The organism is Streptomyces sp. NPDC048436 (genome assembly GCF_043200355.1).
In the GTDB taxonomy this organism is placed as follows: Bacteria; Actinomycetota; Actinomycetes; order Streptomycetales; family Streptomycetaceae; genus Streptomyces.
In genome coordinates this window covers 41,554-62,384 of the sequence record NZ_JBICXP010000003.1, presented here as the reverse complement: position 1 = coordinate 62,384, position 20,831 = coordinate 41,554, and the positions used below count along the sequence as shown (strand labels likewise).

At 69.2% G+C, this 20,831-nt stretch carries 16 protein-coding genes; 12 read left to right on the top strand and 4 right to left on the bottom strand.

Annotated features, from left to right (window positions below):
* Positions 1-4 precede the first annotated feature (4 nt).
* From ACGFX9_RS11260 to ngcE, 3 genes are read right to left on the bottom strand one after another with little or no spacing between them, the layout of a single operon-like run.
* The gene (locus ACGFX9_RS11260) at positions 5-901 is read right to left on the bottom strand and encodes a carbohydrate ABC transporter permease (RefSeq protein ID WP_393468485.1); all 897 of its coding nucleotides are present in this window, start codon (positions 899-901) and stop codon (positions 5-7) included.
* A 21-nt stretch (positions 902-922) separates the two neighbouring features.
* Positions 923-1,972, bottom strand: coding sequence for a carbohydrate ABC transporter permease (locus ACGFX9_RS11255; RefSeq protein WP_393468482.1), 1,050 nt, complete (start codon positions 1,970-1,972; stop codon positions 923-925).
* A gap of 43 nt (positions 1,973-2,015) precedes the next feature.
* Complete coding sequence (gene ngcE / locus ACGFX9_RS11250; protein ID WP_393468479.1) at positions 2,016-3,449, bottom strand: N-acetylglucosamine/diacetylchitobiose ABC transporter substrate-binding protein; 1,434 nt, start codon at positions 3,447-3,449, stop codon at positions 2,016-2,018.
* Between the two features lie 468 nt (positions 3,450-3,917).
* On the opposite strand from ngcE, the gene ACGFX9_RS11245 reads away from it, so the two are divergent.
* The 10 genes from ACGFX9_RS11245 (at position 3,918) to ACGFX9_RS11200 (ending at position 15,881) form a co-directional block, all read left to right on the top strand.
* Positions 3,918-5,687 (top strand): fatty acyl-AMP ligase, encoded by a 1,770-nt coding sequence (locus ACGFX9_RS11245; protein ID WP_393468477.1) that lies wholly within the window; start codon positions 3,918-3,920, stop codon positions 5,685-5,687.
* Between the two features lie 130 nt (positions 5,688-5,817).
* Positions 5,818-6,093 carry an acyl carrier protein gene (locus ACGFX9_RS11240; protein ID WP_393468474.1) on the top strand — a complete coding sequence of 92 codons (276 nt, stop codon included), beginning with the start codon at positions 5,818-5,820 and terminating at the stop codon, positions 6,091-6,093.
* Positions 6,090-9,101, top strand: coding sequence for a type I polyketide synthase (locus ACGFX9_RS11235; RefSeq protein WP_393468471.1), 3,012 nt, complete (start codon positions 6,090-6,092; stop codon positions 9,099-9,101). The genes ACGFX9_RS11240 and ACGFX9_RS11235 overlap by 4 nt, the downstream gene beginning before the upstream one ends.
* On the top strand, positions 9,098-10,120 hold the full coding sequence (locus tag ACGFX9_RS11230) for a 3-oxoacyl-ACP synthase III family protein (RefSeq protein ID WP_393468469.1): 1,023 nt from the start codon (positions 9,098-9,100) through the stop codon (positions 10,118-10,120). Before ACGFX9_RS11235 ends, ACGFX9_RS11230 begins: the two co-directional genes overlap by 4 nt.
* Positions 10,121-10,190: 70 nt before the next feature.
* Positions 10,191-12,137 carry an HAD-IIIC family phosphatase gene (locus ACGFX9_RS11225; RefSeq protein WP_393468466.1) on the top strand — a complete coding sequence of 649 codons (1,947 nt, stop codon included), beginning with the start codon at positions 10,191-10,193 and terminating at the stop codon, positions 12,135-12,137.
* A gap of 23 nt (positions 12,138-12,160) precedes the next feature.
* Positions 12,161-12,397: an acyl carrier protein gene (locus tag ACGFX9_RS11220; protein WP_393468463.1), complete on the top strand. Its 237-nt coding sequence runs from the start codon at positions 12,161-12,163 to the stop codon at positions 12,395-12,397.
* Positions 12,394-13,239, top strand: a complete 846-nt coding sequence (locus ACGFX9_RS11215; protein ID WP_393468460.1) for a 2-oxo acid dehydrogenase subunit E2 — start codon at positions 12,394-12,396, stop codon at positions 13,237-13,239. Before ACGFX9_RS11220 ends, ACGFX9_RS11215 begins: the two co-directional genes overlap by 4 nt.
* Positions 13,160-14,035 carry a 4'-phosphopantetheinyl transferase family protein gene (locus ACGFX9_RS11210; RefSeq protein ID WP_393468458.1) on the top strand — a complete coding sequence of 292 codons (876 nt, stop codon included), beginning with the start codon at positions 13,160-13,162 and terminating at the stop codon, positions 14,033-14,035. Before ACGFX9_RS11215 ends, ACGFX9_RS11210 begins: the two co-directional genes overlap by 80 nt.
* A gap of 5 nt (positions 14,036-14,040) precedes the next feature.
* Positions 14,041-15,123, top strand: a complete 1,083-nt coding sequence (locus tag ACGFX9_RS11205) for an alpha/beta fold hydrolase (protein ID WP_393468456.1) — start codon at positions 14,041-14,043, stop codon at positions 15,121-15,123.
* A complete protein-coding gene (locus tag ACGFX9_RS11200) occupies positions 15,120-15,881 on the top strand; it encodes a thioesterase II family protein (RefSeq protein ID WP_393468454.1) in 762 nt (253 codons plus the stop codon). The genes ACGFX9_RS11205 and ACGFX9_RS11200 overlap by 4 nt, the downstream gene beginning before the upstream one ends.
* Positions 15,882-16,139: 258 nt before the next feature.
* Here ACGFX9_RS11200 and ACGFX9_RS11195 read toward each other — a convergent pair whose 3' ends face one another.
* Positions 16,140-16,871 (bottom strand): helix-turn-helix domain-containing protein, encoded by a 732-nt coding sequence (locus ACGFX9_RS11195; protein WP_393468451.1) that lies wholly within the window; start codon positions 16,869-16,871, stop codon positions 16,140-16,142.
* Between the two features lie 518 nt (positions 16,872-17,389).
* Between ACGFX9_RS11195 and ACGFX9_RS11190 the strand changes: the two genes are divergently transcribed.
* Both ACGFX9_RS11190 and ACGFX9_RS11185 read left to right on the top strand, forming a co-directional pair.
* A complete protein-coding gene (locus ACGFX9_RS11190; RefSeq protein ID WP_393468449.1) occupies positions 17,390-19,366 on the top strand; it encodes a BTAD domain-containing putative transcriptional regulator in 1,977 nt (658 codons plus the stop codon).
* 150 nt (positions 19,367-19,516) lie between these two features.
* Positions 19,517-20,809, top strand: coding sequence for an NAD(P)/FAD-dependent oxidoreductase (locus ACGFX9_RS11185; RefSeq protein ID WP_393468446.1), 1,293 nt, complete (start codon positions 19,517-19,519; stop codon positions 20,807-20,809).
* The last annotated feature ends 22 nt before the right edge of the window (positions 20,810-20,831 follow it).

The window sequence follows — 20,831 nt, the reverse complement described above, 5'->3', positions numbered from 1 at the left end:
AGGGTCACTTGAGAGCGCCCGCGGTGAGGCCCGCCTGGACCTGTCGCTGGAAGACCGCGTACACGACGAGCACCGGGAGCATCGCGATGGTCAGGCCCGCGAAGAGCGCTCCCCAGTCGCCCCGGTAGCCCTGCGAGACGGCGAGCGAGGCGAGTCCCTGCGGCAGCACATAGCTCTTCTCCTCCTCGTTGTTGAGCAGCAGCGGAAGCAGGTACTGGTTCCACTGGCCGAGGAAGTTGAAGATCCCGATGCTGACCAGGCCCGGCTTGGCCATCGGCAGCATGATCTGGAAGAACGTGCGCGTGTGCGAGGCCCCGTCGACCATCGCCGCCTCCTGGACGCCGGTGGGCAGCGTACGGAAGAAGGAGGTCAGGAAGAAGACGGTGAAGGGCAGCGAGTACGCGATGTAGGCGATCATCAGGCCCGGCCGGGTGTCCAGGAGGCCGAAGTTCTCCATGACCGCGAAGAGCGGGACGAGCGCGAGGATGACGGGGAACATCATCCCGCCCGCGAAGAGCAGGAAGATGAACCGGTTGCCCGGGAAGGTGAAGCGGGCGATCACATACGCGGCCATCGACCCGAGCAGCATGGTGCCGGTCAGCGAACCCGCCAGGATGATCAGCGAGTTGAGCGCGTACTGGCCGATGTTGGCCGTGGTCCACGCGTGGGTGAAGTTCTCCCAGTGGAAGGAGGTCGGCCAGCCCATCGGGTCGCTGAGGATGTCGACCGAGGGGCGAAGCGCCGTGAGCGCGACCCAGACGAGGGGGCCCGCGGCGAGGATCACCCACAGGGCGAGGAAGGCGTGCGAGAAGACGTTCAGCGTGGCGCCGCCCGTCGAACTCCCGGAGCGGCGGGTCTTGTCGGCGGACTTGGTGCGGGGCGCGGTGGTGGAGGTGGTCATGATGCAGTGGCTCCCGCGGTCTCAGTATTCGATCCGGTCGCGATTCCCGATCCTCATGACGATCAGGGAGAACGCCATGCTGAGGAAGAGGAGGACGACGCCGATGGAGGTGGCATAGCCGTACTGGCCGTCTCGGAATCGTTCGTAGAGGAAGACCGGGGTGACCTTGAGGACGTGCTCGGGCACCATGACCAGGACGATCGCGAAGGAGTCGAGCGCCTGGATGCCCATATAGATCCAGCCGGTCCGTACGGTGTCCCAGATCAGCGGGAGCGTCACGCTGAAGAAGGTCCGTCCACGGCCGGCGCCGTCGAGCAGCGCCGCCTCGTAGATGTCCCGGGGGATCGCGCCCATCGCGGCGGAGAACAGCACCACGTAGAAGCCGACGAAACTCCAGCAGAGCACGACGAGTACGGCGATGACGCCGAGGGAGCGGTCGCCGCCGAGCCAGGCGGGTCCTGCGATGCCCACCTTGTCGAGTCCGCCGTTGATCAGGCCGCTGTTGGTGTTGAGGACACGGCCCCAGACGACGGCGATGATGGCGACGGACAGGACCTGCGGGAAGAAGTAGACGACCTTGTAGAACGAGGAGCCCGCGACCCCGGCGATGGCCTGGCCCCTGCGGTGCCGGCCGCCCGACGTGATCATGTAGGCGAAGAACATGCCGAACGCGAGCGTGATCAGCGGCGCGATGACCGCGAGCAGGACGCTGACCTCCATGGAGTCCCAGAAGCGCTCGTCGTTCCACATCTTCGTGAAGTTGTCGAAGCCGATGAAGTTCGCCACCGGTCCGCCGGACCAGTCGGTGAACGAGTAGTAGATCGCCTGCACGAAGGGCGAGATGACGAACAGGGCGTAGAACGCGAGGGGCAGGCCCAGGAAGCCCGCGATGAAGCGGTACTTGTCGAGCGTCCGGTAGCGCCTGTCGTAACGCACGCTCTCGGGGGTGAAGCGGGGCGGCAGCAGCACTGCCAGGAGGAACAACAGCCGGTTCGGCGCCTTGGCCTGGCCTGGCCGGTCCGTCGTCTTCTTCGGAGGTGGGGAATCGTCCACCCGGGTGACACTCTTCATGCTGCTCCGCCCCGCCTGGCTCACATGCCTGAGATATCGGTGGTCAGGACTTCTTGATCTTGGTGATGTCGGGGTCGTTCTTGATCCGGTCGGAGGCCTTCTGCATGGTCTCCATGGCCTGCTTGGTGCCGATCTGGCCCAGCATGAACTTGGCGATCATGTTGTTGAAGTCCTCGCGGAACAGCTCGTTGTACCAGTCGAAGAACTTGGGGATGACGATGTTGGCACCGGCCGCCTTGATGGCCGCCTGGGCGCTCGCCGTGCCGGACGGCAGCTTCTCGCCGTCGATGGCGCCCTTGACCACGGGCATGGAGCCGACCTCCTTGAACAGGTTCAGGGCGGCCTCCTTGCTGTACATCATCCGCAGCCACTCCATGCCGCCCTGCACGTTCTTGGCCTTGGCGGGGACGACGAAGGGCTCACCGGCCGGGGCGTAGAGCGTGCCGAAGGGCATCTTGTCGCCGGAGTCCAGGGACGGGGTCGCGCCCACCGTCATCTCGAAGTCCTTCGGCGTGGTGTCCTTGGCCTCGTTCTCCACCCAGGAGCCGTTGGGCACGAAGAGACACTTGCCGCCCTTGGTCCAGGCGGTCTGCATCTCCGTGTGGGCCTCGGTGCCGTCGAAGCCGGTCAGCACGTACTTCTTGGAGACGAGCTCCTCCCAGGCCTCGAAGACGTCCTTGACCGCGTCGTGCTTCCAGGCGTCCGGCTCCAGGTAGTCCATGGCGTCGATGACGTCACGGCCGCCGCGCTGGGCGAACATCGCGTACATGCTGAAGAACACGTAGCGCGGGTGGCCGCCCGGGTAGCTCCAGCCGTGGATGCCCTTGGCCTTGGCCTTCTTGCAGACCGCGAGCATCTCGTCCCAGGTCTTGGGGTACTCGGTGTCGAGCCCCTGTTCGAGCAGCTTCTTGGAGTACCAGTTGCCGTACACCGTCAGGGCGATGTTGAGCTGGTAGACCTCCTTGCCGCCGAACGTGCCCATCTGCTCGACCACCGGTACGAGGGTCTCGCGCACCGTGGTGGACGGGTCGTCCCACGAGGGGGCGCTGAGCAGCTCCCCGAGGTCGGCGACCTGCTCGTTGTGCACCAGCTTGCCGATGTTCATCTGGTCGGCGCCGGAGTTGTTGACCACGTCCGCCGTCGGCTTGCCGCGCACGATCTTCGGCTGCAGCTGGGTGGCGATCTTCGTCGTGGCCTTCTGCTCCGCGTCGGACTTCGGGTACTTCTTCTTGTACATGTCGGTGACGAACTGGGCGTACTTGTCGCCGTATCCACCGTTGAAGATGTAGACCCCGAGGCCTGCGTCGGCCTTCACACCCAGCGGGTTCTTCTTGGACTTCTCGCCCTTTTCGGCCTTGTTCTCGTCCCCGCCACCGCTGGCGCACGAACTCAGCGCGCCTACGGCCGGTACCGCGAGAAGGCTGGTGACCGCCGCCTTCTTGATTACGTCACGACGGTTGATGCTGGTGGATCCCATGCTCAAGTCCTCGCCTTCTCCAGGACTCTGGCGGCGCCAGGGGCTCCCGACAGCCCGCAAAGGCGAAGGGCCTGACACCGCGGGTCAGTTGAAGCTTCGGTCGTACTGAACGTGCGACAACTACATGGCAAGGGCTCGCACCCGCCACTCAGGGTGCCGATAGGTATAGTCCACTTCTCGGCGGCAGAGCAAGATCGAACACAGCTTGGGCCAGCAGTCTTTCCCGAGTTGAGACCTCGCGGAGATGTGGACCGGTTCGTTCACGGCGTGAGCGAATTCGGGCGCGGTGACGTGACGGGGTGTCCCCGAGCCTCCGTCGCCGCCGAAGCGTCCTCGGCGCCTCCTTCAGCAGCGCCTTTGGAAGGTCTGCAGGGTTCCTTTGGCGAGTGGGGCCCACGATCACATCTGCCGAGTGCTCCCGCACCCGCACGGGCCGCCCACCGCACTCCGCAGACGAGGGGATCCGCCTTGCCCGCCCACCGGAACTTCACCGACCTGGTTCTCGAGCAATGCATACGCCGCGCCGAGCAGGACGCGTACGTCTTCCTGCACGACGGCGGGACCGTCAGCGATCGCGAACACCTCACCTTCGGGGGCCTGGACGCTGCAGCCCGGCGGCTGGCCTCCTGGCTCCAGGAGCGGGACCTGCGGGGCGAGCGCGTACTGATGCTGTACGACCACGGACTCGCCTTCACCAAGGCGTTCACCGGCTGCCTGTACGCCGGCGTCGTCGCCGTGCCCTCCCCGCTGCCCGGCGGCCACGGTCAGGCGTTCTCCCGTGTCACCGGGATCGTCAAGGACGCCGGTGTCCGTGTCGTCCTCACCGACTCGGCCAGTCTCGACGAGGTCACCGGATGGCTCGAGAGCGAGGAACTCACCGGCGTCGAGGTACTCGCCACCGACCAGGACGGTTACGGAGACCCGGAGCGCTGGCAGCCTCCCACCATCGAACCCGACGATCTCGCGTTCCTCCAGTACACGTCCGGTTCGACCAGCGAACCCAAGGGCGTCATGGTCTCGCACGGCAACCTGCTCGCCAATCAAGAGGTCCTCGTCGCCGCGCTCGGCACCGTGGAAGGCGATGTCCTCGGCTCCTGGCTGCCGTACTTCCACGACATGGGCCTGATCGGCTTCATCCTGCACGCCCAGTACACCGGCTGCACCCTGGTGCAGATGGCGCCGATCTCCTTCCTCAAGCGCCCGCACCGCTGGCTGCAGATGATCACCGACCACAGGATCGCCGTCTGCGGGGGCCCCAACTTCGCGTACGACCTGTGCACCCGCCGCGTCACCGACGAGCAGCTCGCCACCCTGGACTTGTCGAGCTGGAAGTCGGCCGTCAACGGCTCGGAACCGATCCGCGCCTCATCGATGCGCGACTTCGCGCGGCGCTTCGCCGGCGTCGGCTTCCGGCCCGGCGCCTCCCACCCCGGCTACGGCATGGCCGAGGCCACCCTCGGCGTCACCGGCAGCGACGTGGGCGTGGAACCGGTCGTCCGGGCCTCGTCGGCACGGCAGTTGGAGCGGGACCTGCTCAGGGACGCCGAGCCCGGCGAGCCGGTCCGCGAGGTCGTCAGCTGTGGCCGTCCCCACGGCTTCGACATGCTCATCGTCGAGCCGGAGAGCCGCGTGGTGCTCCCCGAGGGCTCGGTCGGCGAGATCTGGCTCGCCGGGCAGAGCGTGGCGCGCGGCTACTGGAAGCGCGACGAGGACAACCAGGAGGTCTTCAGCGGCCGCACCGCCGATGGCCGTGGGCCGTATCTGCGCACCGGCGACCTCGGCGTCCTCTCCGACGGCGAGCTGTATGTCACGGGGCGGCGCAAGGAGTTGCTCATCTTCCAGGGCCGCAACCTCTATCCGCAGGACATCGAGCAGAGCGTCCAGTCGTTCCTGCCCGAGGTCGCCCGGAACCCCGGCGCCGTCTTCACGGTCGAGACGACCGGCCGCGACGTCGCCGTCGTGGTGCAGGAGGTGCGTCCGCACGGCATGGGCGCCGTCGACCTGGAGGCGCTCGCCCAGACGGTGCAGTGGGGCGTTTCCCGCGAGTTCGACATCCCCGTCGGCGGAGTACTGCTGGCCCGGCCGGGCACCGTACGCAAGACCACCAGCGGGAAGATCCAGCGTGCCCTGATGCGCGAGCTGTTCCTGGCCGGTGAGCTCAAGGCCCTGCGGGAGCTGCTCACTCCCGAGGTCGCCGGACTGATCGACCGCGAGGTGAGCGGGCTCTCCCCCGTCTGACCCCGCGGCCGCTACGACCCGCCCTGCCCGAGAGCCCCCTCCGAACCGCCCCCTCCGAACCGCCCCCTCCGAACCGCCTCCTCCGAGATGGCCCCGCGACGTTCCCCCGACCCCCCGAGGAGTCACCGTCATGACCACTGCGGCCCACGACCGCGTCGTCGCCGAGCTGTGTCAGTGGCTCGCCCAGCGCCTGGCGCTCTACCTGGGCCAGTCGCCGGACGCGATAGGCCTCGAAGTGCCGCTCGCCGCCTACGGGCTCGACTCGGTGATCGCGCTGAGCCTGTGCGGCGACACGGAGGACGAGTACGGCGTCGAGCTCGACCCCACCGTCGTCTACGACTACCCGACGATCGTCGAACTCGCCCGCCACCTCGCCGGCATCCTCCCGGAAAGCACCCGCTCATGAACGCCGTCGCCATCGTCGGCCTGGACTGTCGCTTCCCCGGGGCGCCTGACCCCACCGCCTACTGGGACCTGCTCATGCGGGCCGCGGACGGCGGGGGCGAAGTGCCGGCCCAGCGCTGGGACGCCGGCACCTTCCACGAACCGGACGGCGGGCCGGGGCGCATCAACACCACGCGGGGCGGGTTCATCGACGATCCGGACGCCTTCGACAGCGAGTTCTTCGCGCTGTCACCGCGCGAGGCCGGCGCCATGGACCCCCAGCAGCGCCTGTTCCTGCAGACCGTGTGGCGCGCCCTGGAGGACGCGGGTATCCCGCCGCAGCGGCTGACCGACTCGACCACCGGTGTCTACGCCGGGATCATGGCCTCGGAGTGGGGCCAGCTACAGCTCTCCCGGTACGAGGAGGTCACGGCGCACACCGCCCCTGGCAGCGGTTACTGCATGGTGCCCAACCGCATCTCGTACCACCTCAACCTCAAGGGCCCGAGCCTCGCGGTGGACACCGCCTGCTCCTCGTCCCTGGTCGCCGTCCACCTCGCCGTGAACGCACTGCTGTCCCATGAGGTCGACCATGCCGTGGCGGGTGGCGTCAACCTCCAGCTGACGCCCGCGCTCGGCATCTTCTACACCGCGTCGGGCCTGTCCGCGCCCGACGGCCGCTGCAAGCCCTTCAGCGCGGAGGCCGACGGCATCGGCCGCGGTGACGGCGTGGGCGTGGTGGTGCTGCGCCGCCTGGACGACGCGCTCGCCGACGGGCAGCAGATCTACGCCGTCATCCGAGGTACCGCCGTCAACCAGGACGGCCGCAGCAACGGCCTGACGGCGCCGAGCCGCTGGGCCCAGCAGGAGGTGCTCGCCGCCGCGCTGCGCCGGGCCGACGTCGACCCGGCGCAGGTCGCCTTCGTGGAGGCGCACGGCACCGGCACCGCACTCGGCGACAGGATCGAGAGCCGTGCCCTCGGACACGTCTACGGCGCCGGACGTGACAGACCCTGCGCCATCGGCTCGGTCAAGGGGAACATCGGCCACACCGAGGCCGCCGCCGGGATCGCCGGGCTCATCAAGGTGGCTCTCTCGCTGCACCACAGGCTGGTGCCCGTGAGCCCCTTCGCGACCCGCGAGGACCGCGGACTCGGCCTCGCCGACCACGGGTTGAAGCTCATCAAGTCGCCGCTGCGACTGCCCTCGGGCCCACAGCTGGCCGGCCTGTCGAGTTTCGGCATGGGCGGTACCAACGCCCACGCCGTCCTGGAGACGTCCCCGGTGCGCGAGAACGGGCCCGCCCCCGGCAGCGACACCTCCCCGGCGACCGTGTTCACGCTCAGCGCCAACAACGCCGAGGGCCTGCGCCGCAACCTCGAGTCCCAGGCGACCGCACTGTCCCGGCGCGGCCACGAACCGCTCGCCCCGCTCGCCTGGACCAGCAACCAGGTCAAGACGGCCCTGCCGCACCGTTTCGCCGTCGCCGCCCGCACCACCTCCGAACTGGTGCGCCGCCTGAACGGGGCGGTCGCCGACGCCGAGGAGTTCGCCGCCCTGACCGGCCACCCCGCGGGCGCCCCCCAGGTGGCCTTCCTCTTCACCGGGCAGGGTGCCCAGTTCCCCGGCATGACCAAGCCGCTGTACGAGGACTGCGCGGCCTACCGCCGTCACCTCGGCGAAGCCGACGACGCGCTCGGGCCGCACCTCGGCCGTTCGGTACGCGACCTGATCCTCTCCGGTGACGAGCACATCCACCGGACCGACAACGCGCAGCCCGCCCTGTTCGCCGTCGGCTACGCCATGGCGCGCACCCTCATCGACCTCGGTGCCGGACCCGCCGCCGTACTCGGCCACAGTGTCGGCGAGTTCGCGGCGGCCGTCATCGCCGACGCGCTCCCCCTGGAGGACGCCGCCCGGCTGATCGCCGCACGCGGCAGTCTCATGCGACAGCTGCCGGACGGCGGCGGCATGATGTCCGTCCGGGCAGCACCCGACGAACTGACCGAACTCGTCGCAGCGGAGCCCCTCGTGGACGTCGCCGTGTACAACGGGCCGGGGGCCACCGTCCTGTCCGGGGACATCGAGGCCCTCGGACGCATCGCCCGTACGCTGTCCGAGCGCGGCGTCGAGGCCACGAAGCTCCGTGTCTCGCACGCCTTCCATTCGACGCTGATGCGGCCCATGCTCGCCGAGTTCGGCCGGGTCGCCTCGGCCTGCCGTCCCCGGCCGCCCCAGGTTCCGTTCTACTCGACCGTACGCGGGCGCGCCCTGGACGGTGAGCCGCTCGACGGCGGTTACTGGACCGATCATGTCGACCACCCCGTGCACTTCGCCGACAGTGTCACCGATCTGATCAAGGACGGTCCCCGGCTGCTCGTGGAGATCGGCCCGCGGCGCGTTCTCACCCCCCTCGTGCGCAGACTCCGGGCCGCCGACGACCTCGTGCTGCTGGCCCCCGGCACGGGTGAGGCAGCCGGCGGGCAGGAGCTCGCCGAGACGGTCGCGGCACTGTTCAGGGCCGGGGTCGCCCCGCGGTGGGAGGCGCTGTACGACGCCGACGACCGCAGGCTCCGGCGGCTGCGGCCCTATGAGTTCAGCACCCGGCACCGGTTCTGGCACGGGGGCCTGGGGACCGCCGTGGCAGCCTCCGCCACCCCCGCCACCCCCGCTGTCTCCGCTGACTCCGCTGACTCCGCGGCTCCCCCCGCCTTCGCCGCCCTGCCCGTGTCCGACGACCCCGTCACCGACGCCGTCCTCGGTGCCATCGCGGCGACGGGTGGATACGCGCCGGACGAGATCGCGCTGCGCGCCCGCTTCTACGAGGACCTGGGCTTCGACTCGGTCACGATCATGCAGCTGAAGACCAAGGTCGAGGCCGCGCTTCCGGAGCTCGGCGAACTCTCCGTCCAGCAGCTCCTCCCGCATCTCGCATCGGTGGGCGCGCTGATCGACTTCCTGCGCGACCGCCCCGCCCAGGACGGCGGAACCGCACGGGACATCTCAGCCAAGGAAGGCCGCGCGTCATGACAGATCACCCGGCGTACATCGCGTCCGTGGGCACCGCCCTGCCCGGCGACCCCATCGGCAACGAGGAACTGGCCAAACGCTTCGGCATCGACGCCGACTGGATCGAGGTGTTCATCGGCAACCGCACCCGGCACTTCGCCGTGAACCTCGACGACGGAGAGGTCCTGCACACCCTCGCCGACCTCGCCGCACGGGCCGCCGGCCGTGCCCTTGCCTCGTCCGGCGTCTCTCCGGACGACATCGGCTTCATCGTGATGGGCACCGCGACCCCGGACGCGCTGATGCCGGCCACCGTCAACCTCGTCGCCGACCAGCTCGGACTCGATCACCTGCCCACCTATCAGCTCCAGTCGGGCTGTGCCGGGGCGCTCCAGGCCCTCGACCTGGGACGCACCCTGATCACATCCGGCACGCACAAGGCCGGTCTCGTCATCGGCGGTGACGTCTGCACCAAGCACCTGCCGCTCGGACAGGATTTCGCCGGCCTGGCCCCTTCCGAACTGGTCAACTTCGTTCTCTTCGGCGACGGCGCGGGCGCCGCCGTACTGACCGACGAGCCCATCGGCGCCCGGCTCTCCCTTCTTCGGGTGCTCAACCGGCTCATCGGCCTTGGCCGCGAACCCGGCCAGACCGTCGAGTGGTTCGGGGTCGCCGACCGGGATTCCGGGCGGCAGGCCCTCAAGGAGGACTACAAAGCCATCGAGTCCACCGTGCCGGTGATGTCCTCCGAGATCCTCTGGGAGCTCCTGGACGAACAGGGCTGGAGCGAGGGCGACTTGCACTTCCTGCTGCCGCCGCAGCTGTCGGCCCGGATGACCGAACGCATCGTGGCGGAGCTGAACATGCCGTCGGCGACCGAGATCTCCTGCGTCGCCGACACCGGCAACACCAGCAACGCCCTGCCGTTCATGCAGATGTCCCGCCTCGTCGACCGCATCGAACCGGGCCAGAAGGCCATCGGCATCGCCGTGGAGTCCAGCAAATGGATCAAGGCGGGCTTCGCGTTGGAGAAGGTCTGAGCCGTCGCGGAACTGCGGGCGAACAAGAAGCGGAACTGCGGGCAACAAGAAGACGAGGAAGACGACGCCCATGACGACATACGACGACGTGACCGCCGGAGCGCCCGCGCAATCGCCGCCGACTCCCGAGCCGCTGGCCCGGATCCGTGCCTGGAACGCCGAGGAGGCGCTCGCCGAGCACTATCCGCAGACGCTCGCACTGCTGTCCGGGCTCGACCTGCCGGCGCGCGCCTCCGTCGGTCAGCTGCTCGCCCGGCTCGACACGGAGTCCGTGCTGCGTCACCACCCGGACCTGCCGGTTTTCACGGTGGCGGTCACAGGGCACTCCACCCTGATGGGCCTGATCGCGCCACTGACCGGTGAACTGGCCCGCCACGGCATGCTGTTGCGGACACGGCTCTGCGACTACGACGGCTACCTGCGCGACTTGGCCGATCCGGGCAGCGACGTATACCGCGCCGACGCCGACCTGGTGCTGTGCGTCCTGGACGCCGAGTCCGTGTTCGATGAACTGCCCCTGCCCTGGCGAGTGGAGGACGCCGAGGCCGCGCTGACCGCCCGGCTCGCGCAGCTGTCCGCACTCGCCGGGACGTACGCGGCAGAAGGCACCGGCACCCTGGTCCTCAACACCCTGCCGCTCCTTCCCCGGTTCACCCGTCAGCTTGTCGACTGGGCGTCGCGGGCCCGGCTCGGCGCCGCCTGGCGGACGTTCAACGCCGGGCTGCTGCGGCTGACCGAACTGCACGCCAACACCGTGGTCCTCGACCTCGATCCGCTGGTCGCCGCCGGCGGCCCGCTGGCGGACCCACGCCTGAGCACCTACGCCAAGGCCCGGTTCAGCGACGAGACCCTCACCGCGTACGCCGCCGAGATCGGCCATCTGGTCGGCGCCCTGACGGGACGTACCAAGAAGTGCCTGGCTCTGGACGCCGACGGCACCCTGTGGGACGGCGTCCTGGGCGACGACGGTCCCGAGAACATCGCCGTCGGCGGCAGCTTCCGCGGCGAGGCGTTCGGCGCATTCCAGCGGGTGATCAAGCAACTCGGCGCGCAGGGCGTACTCCTCGCCGTATGCAGCAAGAACGACCGCGAACCCCTCCTGACGGTGCTGCGGGACCACCCCGACATGGTGCTGCGCGAGGGCGACTTCGTGGACGTCACCGCCAACTGGCGGCCCAAGGACGGCAATCTGCTGGCTCTGGCCGAACGCGTCAACCTGGGCACGGACAGTTTCGTCTTCGCCGACGACAGTGCCTTCGAGTGCGGCCTCGTCGAGGCGGGCGTACCGGGCACCGCCGTCATCCGGCTCGACGACGAACCCGCCCTGCACATCGACAAGTTGCTCGCCGACGGCTGGTTCGACGTGCGGGAGGTCACCGACGAGGACCGGGTACGCGGTGCCCGCTACCGCACAGAGGCAGCGCGTCAGGAGTTCCACGCGGACGCCGGGTCCATGGACGACTATCTGGCGGGTCTCGGCGTCACCGTGCGCTTCTCGCCACCGGGCCCGCTTGAAGTGGCCCGCGTGGCCCAGCTCTCCCAGCGTACGAACCAGTTCAACCTGACCACGCGGCGTCTTCAGGCCGACGATGTGCGCACGGCTCTCAAGGACCCCGCGCAGCTCGTCCTCGCCATCCGCTGCGCGGACCGGTTCGGCGACAACGGCCTGGTCGGAGCGGTCTTCGCGCACCTCGCGGACGACGGTCTGCACCTCGACAACTTCCTGCTCAGCTGCCGGGTCTTCGCACGCGGCATCGAACAGGCCTGCCTGGCCCGGCTCCTGACCACCGCGCGCGATGAGGGTCTCCCCGCGGTGCACGGGAGGTACCGGCCGACCGAGAAGAACCACCGCATGCGCGAGTTCTACACCGACAACGCCTTCGCCAGGAGCGGCGGCGACGAGCGGGAGCCGCGCTTCACCCACGCGCTGGACGCCATCACCCCGCCGCCGCCTCATGTGGCCCTCGACGCCGATCTGACGGCGCTCGCCGAGGCAGTCGCCCGCGCCCACCACTGATCATCACTGTTGAGGACACCACCATGGCCGCACTCGCAACGCCCGACGACTATCTCGGCATCCTGCGCGACCTCGTCGGATTCCCTGTCACACCCGAGGAACTGGGCACCCCCTTCGACCAGTTGAACGGCTGGGACTCCGTACACCTCCTCAAACTGGTCACTGTCATCGAGCGGGAGACCCAGGTCCGCCTGCCGGTCACCCGTGTCCTCGAAGCCAGGTCACTGAACGAGGTCTTCGGCATGGCGGTGACCGGATGAGCTCCGGGCCACGGCCGGACATCGTCCCCGAGCGCCAGCGCCGCCACACCCTGTACTTCCTTGAGCACGCCTTCGCGCGGCAACGCACCGTCTCCATCGACACCGAGGTCGACATGACGGCTGTCGTCGCGCACCGCCGGGCGGCCCGCGCGAAGGACCGCAGATACGGGCTCGTCAGCTATGTCGTGTGGGCGGGGGCCCGCGCCGTCGCGGCCCACCCGGAAGCCAACTCCTCGCTGACCGGCCGGCTCTCCCCCCGGCTCGTGCGGCACCCCACGGCCACCGCGAAGGTCGCCCTCGACCGCGTCTACCAGGGGCGGCGCGTGGTGCTCTCGGCCCTCGTCCCGGAGGCGGAACGGGCCTCGCTCGACGAGGTCCAGGGCGTCATCGACCGCTACCGGAACGCGGATCCGGAACATGCCCCCGAGTTCGCCGGGGTCCGGAAGATCAATCAACTCCCCGTGCCGGTGGGCTCGTTGCTGTTCCGGCGCCTCATGGGCAGGCCCGCCGCACGCGCCGCCGTTCTGGGCACCTTCTCCGTCAGCTCCCTCGGGCACCGTCCCGTCGACGCCTTCTCCGGTGCGGGCGGCACCGCCGTGACCCTCAACGTGGGCCAGATGCGGGACCGCGCCTGGGTGCGAGGCGGCGAGGTGACCGTGGCCCCCGTCATGCGGGTCAACCTCACCTTCGACCACCGGGTCATCGACGGCGCGAGCGCCGCCGACGTCCTTGGTGACATCAAGACTGCCCTGGAGGGCTTCCATGCTGACGAATCAGCGCCAGGCGCCCCGGTCGGCCCTTCCCGAGCCGGTGCGGATCGTCTCCCCCAGGTCCTGGAATGACGTGCGGCAGGCGGTCCGCGACCAAGGCACCGCCCTGCTGTACACCACTCTTGACGACGGCCCCGCCGTGCCGTCCGACCCAGCGAGCCTGCGGCGCCTCCTCGGCGAGGACTTCAACCGTTACGAGTCCTTGGGCCACCCAGGGATACGCCGCCGGTTCGCCGCGTCCCGCGCCCTGTTGAAGGCGACGGCCTCCGTCGTCCTGGGGGTGCCCGCCGAGAGCGTCGAGCTGGCGTACGAGCCCGGCGGACGCCCGTATCTGCGCGGCTTCGACCGGATCGACATCAGCCTGAGCCACACGGACGACGTGCTGCTCGTCGGCGTCACCATCCGCGGTCTCGTCGGCGTGGACGTGGAACACACCGAGCGGGCGATGTACGGGACCGGGCTCGCCCACAAGATCTGCACCCCGCACGAACTCGGGCTCCTGGAGCAGCTTCCCGTGGAGTGCCGCAACGCGGAGCTCGTGCGGCTGTGGACGCTGAAGGAGGCGTACAGCAAGGCCATCGGGCAGGGCCTTGCCCTCCGGTTCGCCGGGGTCGGATTCGCCGTCGGCCGGGAGGAAGGGGGTGTGCTGCGCCCCGACGGCCGGGCCGACGCCGACAGCCCGTGGACCTCGCGCGCCTTCGTCCTCGCGGAGGGCTACCGCGTCGGCGCCGTCGTCCAGGACACCGGGCCCCGCACGCCTGCCGACCTCGCGGCGGACACCCTCTTCAACGCTGGTCTGAGTTCCTGGCTGATGAGTGCCGAACCGGGCCGGACCACGCCACTTCCACCCCAGCGGCAGAGAGGCTGAGACCCGTGCACGATCTCGCCGAACTCAAGAACTTCGTCATGCTCCACGCCAGGGCCCTAGGGCTCGACCCGAGCGATGCCGCCACCGTGCTCGACCGCATCCGGAGCGACGACGGCCGGGACGGCCCCGGCTCCTGGACGGGAGAGTGGAGCTCCCGCATCGACATGTCCGAGGCCGCGGGCGATCTGCCGGGGGCCGTCTGCCGCGCCATCCTGGCGAGCTTCCCCTACCCCGACGGCGCGGCGCGGCGCGCCGCCCGCGACCGTGCCCTGAGCGTCTTCGACCGCTGGCGACGCACGCTTCCCGATGTCCGCCGCCTCGACGTCGCCATGGGCGACGCGACCGTGCGTTGCTGGGCCACCGGGCTCGACGGTCCGGTCCTGAAGCCGGTCGTCATCGTCACCGGAGGCATCGTGAGCGTGAAGGAGCAGTGGGCGCCGTTCCTGCTCCTGGCCCAGCAGTTGGGTGTCGCGGCGGTCGTCACCGAGATGCCGGGCGTCGGCGAGAACACCCTGCCCTACCGGCGCGGAAGCCACCGCATGTACGGGGCGGTCCTGGACGCGCTCGCGGGCCGCGCCGACACCACCCGTACCGTCCTCGTCGCCCTCAGCTTCAGCGGCCATCTCGCACTGCGGCAGGCCGTCGACGACAGCCGGATCAGCGGCGTCATCACGGTCGGCGCGCCGGTGCGGGGGTTCTTCACCGACGGGCAGTGGTGGCCGCGCGTACCGGCGCTCACCACGCACACGATCGCCCATCACAGCGGAGTCCCGCACGAACACCTGCGTGCCCATCTCCAGGACTGGGGTCTGACGGACTCCGAACTGGCCTCACTGAACATCCCGGTCGCGTACGCGCGCAGCCTGCGTGACGAGATCATCCCGGGCTCCGACGCGGACCTGCTGAAGCGGCACGTCCCCGATCTCGACCTGATCTCCTTCGACGACGTGCACGGCTCGCCGTCCCACGTCGACGAGACCCGCGCGTGGATGGCCAAGGCCGTCGCGCGCATGACCGGTGCACGCGGCGGTGGCCACGACGGGGAGCCCACCGTCGGTGCGCTGCAGGGCGGGAACGGCCCTCGATGACCGGCTACCTGCCGTATCCTCCGGCGGGCGGCGCGGATCTGCGGCTGTTCTGCTTCCACCATGCCGGTGGCAGCGCCGCCGCGTTCCGCGGCTGGAGCGACAGCCTGGGGCCGCGCGTGGACGTCGTGCCGGTGCAGCTGCCCGGCCGCGAGAGCCGGATCCGCGAACCGCGCTTCACCCGGCTCCTGCCGCTCGTCACCGAGGTCGAGGCGGCCCTGTCGGGCCACTTGGACCAGCCGTACGCGTTCTACGGGCACAGCATGGGTGCCCTGCTCGCGCACGCGCTGGTCGAGCGGGCGGCCCCCGGAGCGCGGCTGCCCGAGACACTCATCGTCGGTGGCTTCCCCGCCCCGCACGTGGGGCACGTCCTGAAGCTGTCCCCGGGCATGTCCGACGCCGAACTCGCCGAGCTGCTCATCGGCTTGGGCGGACTCCCCGCCGAACTGGCCGGCCGGCCCGAGTGGCTGGCGGCGCTGCTCCCGGTGATCCGCGACGACCTCGCGGTCTGCGCCGATCACCGCCCGGCCCCGCCGCGCCGGCTGCCCGTCCCGCTGCACGTGCTCGCCGGCCACGACGACCTCCTCGTCGATGTCGACAAGGTCCTCGCGTGGCAGGAGCACACCTCGGAATCCTTCCGGGCCGAGGTGCTTCCCGGTGGTCACTTCTTCGCCAGGGACCGGCCCGAGGCGTTCTTCGAGGCAATCGGCCGGGCCGTGCACGCCCACGTCCCCGGCGGCAGTTTCCTCAACGCGGGCTGAATCGACGATCCGTAACGGAAGAACGAGGTGGAGTTCCCCTATACGGCCGCAGGAGTTCCGCTTTTTCCCTCGCGGACAACCCTGGTCGGCGGAATCCGGAATTCCCCGTCTCCCTCAGGAGATACGGATCCTCTACCTCCGGTCGTGGCGTTCCCGTAAGCGGACCTGTAAGCGGAACGGAATAGGCACCGCTTCGGGACGCTCCGAGCCCACCCCTTTTCCTCGCGAAACGCCAGGAAGAGGGGTGGGGAGCCTCCATCAGGAGCCGTAGAGTTCCGGCAGTGCAAAGGCGAACGAACAGCGGTCGCCTTCCACGTCGGCACTGCGCGCCGACTGGAGTGTGACATCCACTTCGAGCACCGCTCCCGGGGTCACCTTGACCGGTCCGACACTTCCCGCGACGACGGCATTGCGTCCGGTCGCGGAGGTAAGCGAAACCGCCTCGATCGTCCATACGCCCGCGGGCACGTGAGAAATGCTCCAGGTGTCCGCCGAACGCTGCATGCGGTAGCACCGGGCGGGCACGCGGCCGGCCGGCCCCGCGCGGAAGGCGGCGACGAAGGCGGCCGCGTCGTCCAGGCCGTCGGACCTGTACAGGCGGCCCTTGACCGTGCCATAGGCGAAGGACGCGTCGTCGTTCCCACCCGCGACCTCGACCGCGTCGGGGCCGAGGCACGTCATCTTGCGGTACTGCCCGGGCGATACACCGAAAGTCCTGCTGAAGCGCGTGGTGAATGAGCCCTGACTGGTGTAGCCGACCTGGTTCGAAATATCGGCGACACTCTTGTCTGTATTGAGGAGTTTCCGCTTTGCTTCTTCCAGGCGCACGGCGGTAAGGAATTGCGCTGGCGGTAAACCTGTTTCCGCCCTGAACAGGCGGGCCATATGAAAGGGAGTGAGCCTCGCTATCTCCCCGAGATCACTCAGGGAAAGCGGCTCCTCATACCTTTCTCTTATTTCTTGGACAACTCGCTCTATTTCCACCCTCATCCGGCACCCCCGTTTTTCGGTGTAAAGCTTTGACACCGTAGCCGACAAACAAGTAAAAACGAAGCAATCGCGGTAGTGAACCAAGCGTATGCAAACATTGTCAAGGGTAGTCTAAGCTGCCGCTCAACCGTCACGGACTGTCGCCGTAGCGGCATTCTTGATCAGTACGGCCGCCGCTTCTTGTGCGAAGGATTGCGGCAACGGTGAACTGCACGATCAGCACGGATGATCACCGGCCGACCCGCTCGACGGCCCTCGACGGCTCCGTGGCCGAAGCACGCCTATGGACGCAGGGGAGAGCACAGGACGCGGCAGCGCAGTATGGCTGAAATCTGAGTGTGTCTGACCGAAAAGCGCGAGTGACTCGACGCGGCAAGGCGGGTACGGGCGCGATCGGTCCGCGAGCAATCTAAGCGATGACAGTGAGTTGGCGGAAACCGCAAGCTTAAATAAGCCGACGGAATGCCGAGACACGGGTGGCTGAAACCCTTGGCATGTCCTAGAAACGGGGGAACTTCATGCGGCTGCAACTGCTGGGCCCAGTGAGGGCGTGGCGCGCGGATGTCGAACTGATGCTCGGCCCTCCCAAACAGTTGGCAGTCGTGGGACTGCTGGCCAGCCGCGCGAACGAGGTCGTGCACATCGAAGAGATCATCGACGCCGTATGGGGCAGCGATGTCCCGCGCACAGCCGTCAACGGAGTGCACACCTACGTGGGCGGGCTGCGCCGCGCCCTGGAGCCGGAGCGGGACAGCCGGGAAGCCAGCGGCCTGCTCGCCTCGTCCAGCGGTGGCTACTTCCTGCGCCTCGCGCCGGAGGAGGTGGACGCCCATGTCTTCGCACACCGCCACGCCCAGGCGCGCCAGTTGCGGGCCGAGGGAGATCTGGCGGGCGCGATCGGCCTGCTGGAGAAGGCACTTCCTATGTGGCACGGTGACGCGTTCGCGAGCGTGCCCGGCCCCTTCGCCGCGATGGAGCGGGTGCGCCTGCAGGAGCTGCGCCTCTCCGCCACCGAGGAGTGGGCCTACGCCCTGCTCGGGCTTGGGCGGCACTCCGAAGTGTGGTCGGCGCTCAGCGCGTTGGTGGCGAGGGAGCCGTTGCGCGAGAAGCTGCGCTGGCTGCTCATGCTGAGCCTCTACCGCTGCGGCCGGCGCGCCGAAGCACTCAAGCTCTACCACGAGACCCGCATCCTGCTGCGCGACGAACTGGGCATAGAACCGGGGCGGGACCTGAGCCTCCTGCACCAGCAGATGCTGTCCGACCATCCCGACCTGGGCGCCGACACGCAGCAGGACGGACGCGGCGGCGCCACGACGGTCACCGCCGCGCCGGCCGACGACGGCGTACCCGTCTGGAGCGCCGTGCGCCCCGCCCAACTCCCGCCGCTCGCACGGGGGTTCACCGGGCGCGCGGTGGAGATGGCGCAACTGGCCCGGCTCGCCGCCGAGTCCGAGGGTGCCCCGTCGGGCCGCACCACCATGGCGGTGGTGACCGGTCCGCCCGGGGTGGGCAAGAGTGCGCTCGCGCTGCGCGTGGCCTACGAACTGGCCGATCAGTTCCCGGACGGTCAGCTGTACGTCGACCTCTGTGGCACCAACGCACACCGCGAGCCGCTCACCGCGACGGAGGCGCTCGCGCAGGTGTTGCGCAGTCTGGGCATCGACGAATCGCTCATCCCCGAGGACCTGGCCGGGCGAACCGCCCTGTACCGCAGCCTGCTCTACGGAAGACGGACGCTGCTCGTCCTTGACGACGCGTACGCCGCCGACCAGTTGCGGCCGCTCATCCCGCAAGGGCCCGCCTACGTCCTGATCACCAGTCGCTGGCGGCACAGCGGCCTCGTGGCGCGGGACGGCGCCTACCGCGTGGAGCTCAGCCCGCTCAGCCCCGAGGAGTCGATGAGTCTCCTGACCTGCCTGACCCCCCTGGAGCGGCTGGAGGCGGAGGCCGACGACATAGCGGCCCTCACCCGGCTCTGCGGCCACCTCCCGCTGGCCCTGCGCATCATCGCGGAGATGCTCGCCACGATGCCCCACGTGTCGGCGCACGAGTTCGTGAAGGCGGTGGCGGACCGCCGGATGGACCGGCTCGACGTGGTGCGCGACGCGGCGGCCAGTCTGCGCAGCGCCTTCTTCAGGTCCTACCGCACGCTGCCGCCCGATGTGGCGCGCATGTTCCGGTTGCTGGGTCTGTGCGAGGGACTCACCATCACCGCCGAGGCCGCGGCCACTCTCGCGGGCACGGACGTCGGGCACTCCCGCCGCCTGCTGCAGTCTCTCGCCGAGGCGCATCTGCTGATGGAGACCGGCGAGGGCACCTATCGCTTCCAGGAACTCATCGGGGCCTACGCCAACGAGCGCGTGGAACAGGAACCGGTGCCGGGCCGGACCGAGGCTGTCGCCCGCGCACTGCGTCTGCGTGTCCGCCACGACGACGCACCGAGGCGCGACGAATGCCTCCTCAGCGGGCGCCACTTGGCCTCCAGCGACTGCTGACCAGCCACTTGACCCGTTCCCCCGCAGCATCCAGAGGGTGTCCAGAGCCTCTGCAGACACAGCGACGCAGACTGAACGCGCACCGTACGCAACAGAACGATGCCCGCGTTCTGCGGGCCGTCCCAAGGTCGGCAAAGGGAAGGTCTTCGCATGTCATCCACTCTCTACGGCATCCCCGAGCACTTCGACGCCATCGTGATCGGCGGCGGCCCCGCCGGGGCGACCACCGCCGGCCTCCTGGCGAAGCGTGGCCACCGCGTGCTCGTCCTGGACCGCGAGCGGTTCCCCCGCTACCACGTGGGTGAGTCGCTCATACCCGCGTTCATGCGCCCGATGGAGGAGCTCGGGCTGCCCGAGAGGATGGACGCCCGCGGCTTCGAGCGGAAGTACGGCGGCTCGCTGGTGTGGGGCAACGAGCAGGTGCCCTGGAACTTCTCCTTCGTCAAGGGCGGCGCCCACGCCTACGCGTACCACACCCGGCGCGCCGACCTGGACTCCCTGATCCTCGACCGGGCCAGGGAGCTGGGCGCGTACATCATCGAGGACGCCACGGTGAAGGAGCCGCTGCAGAACGAGGACGGCCGGGTCACCGGGGTGCGCTTCGCCGTCCGCGGCGAGGAGGACATCAAGGAGGCGACGGCCGGCCTGGTCATCGACGCCTCGGGGCAGGCCCGCGTGCTCAGCCGCCGCTTCACCGACCTGCGCTGGCACGACGAGCTGCGCAACGTCGCCGTGTGGACGTACTTCGACAACTGTCAACGGCTGCCCGGCGACGAGTACAGCAACATCCTCATCGAGGGGCTCGACGACGGCTGGTTCTGGGCGATTCCGATCGACAAGGGAACCATCAGCGTCGGTTACGTGACGCGCTCCGCCACGGTGGGTGAATCCGACCAGTCGCTCCAGGAGCACTTCGAGGCCGAGCTGGAGAAGACCACCAAGCTGAAGAAGATGGTGGCGCCCGGCCGCCGGTCCGCCGGCTTCCGCACCGCCCGCGACTGGTCGTACCACAGCAACCGCTTCTACGGGGACGGTTGGGTGCTCGTGGGTGACACGGCGGCCTTCGTCGACCCGCTGTTCTCCACCGGAGTGGCGCTGGCCACGCTGGCCGGCAGCGTGCTCGCCAAGATCGTCGACCAGGTGATCAAGCACCCGGAGATCGAGGAGAAGGCCCTCGACCGGTACGCCACCGCCTACTCGGGGTTCTTCGACGAGATCCGCGAGTTCGTCGAGCGCTTCTACGACCGCACCAAGTACAAGGAGTTCTACTTCAGCCTCGCCCAGGAAATGATCGACCCGGAGAAGAAGAACGAGCCGTCCGCGGACTTCGTGAAGCTGATCTCCGGTCTCAGCGGTCGCCACCCGATGTTCAACATCACGCTCGACGACCTCGTCCCGGACAGCGGGGACGAGGACAGCGAAGAGGACGAGTCTGCCGCGTGAACGCACCGCCGCACTTCTCCCC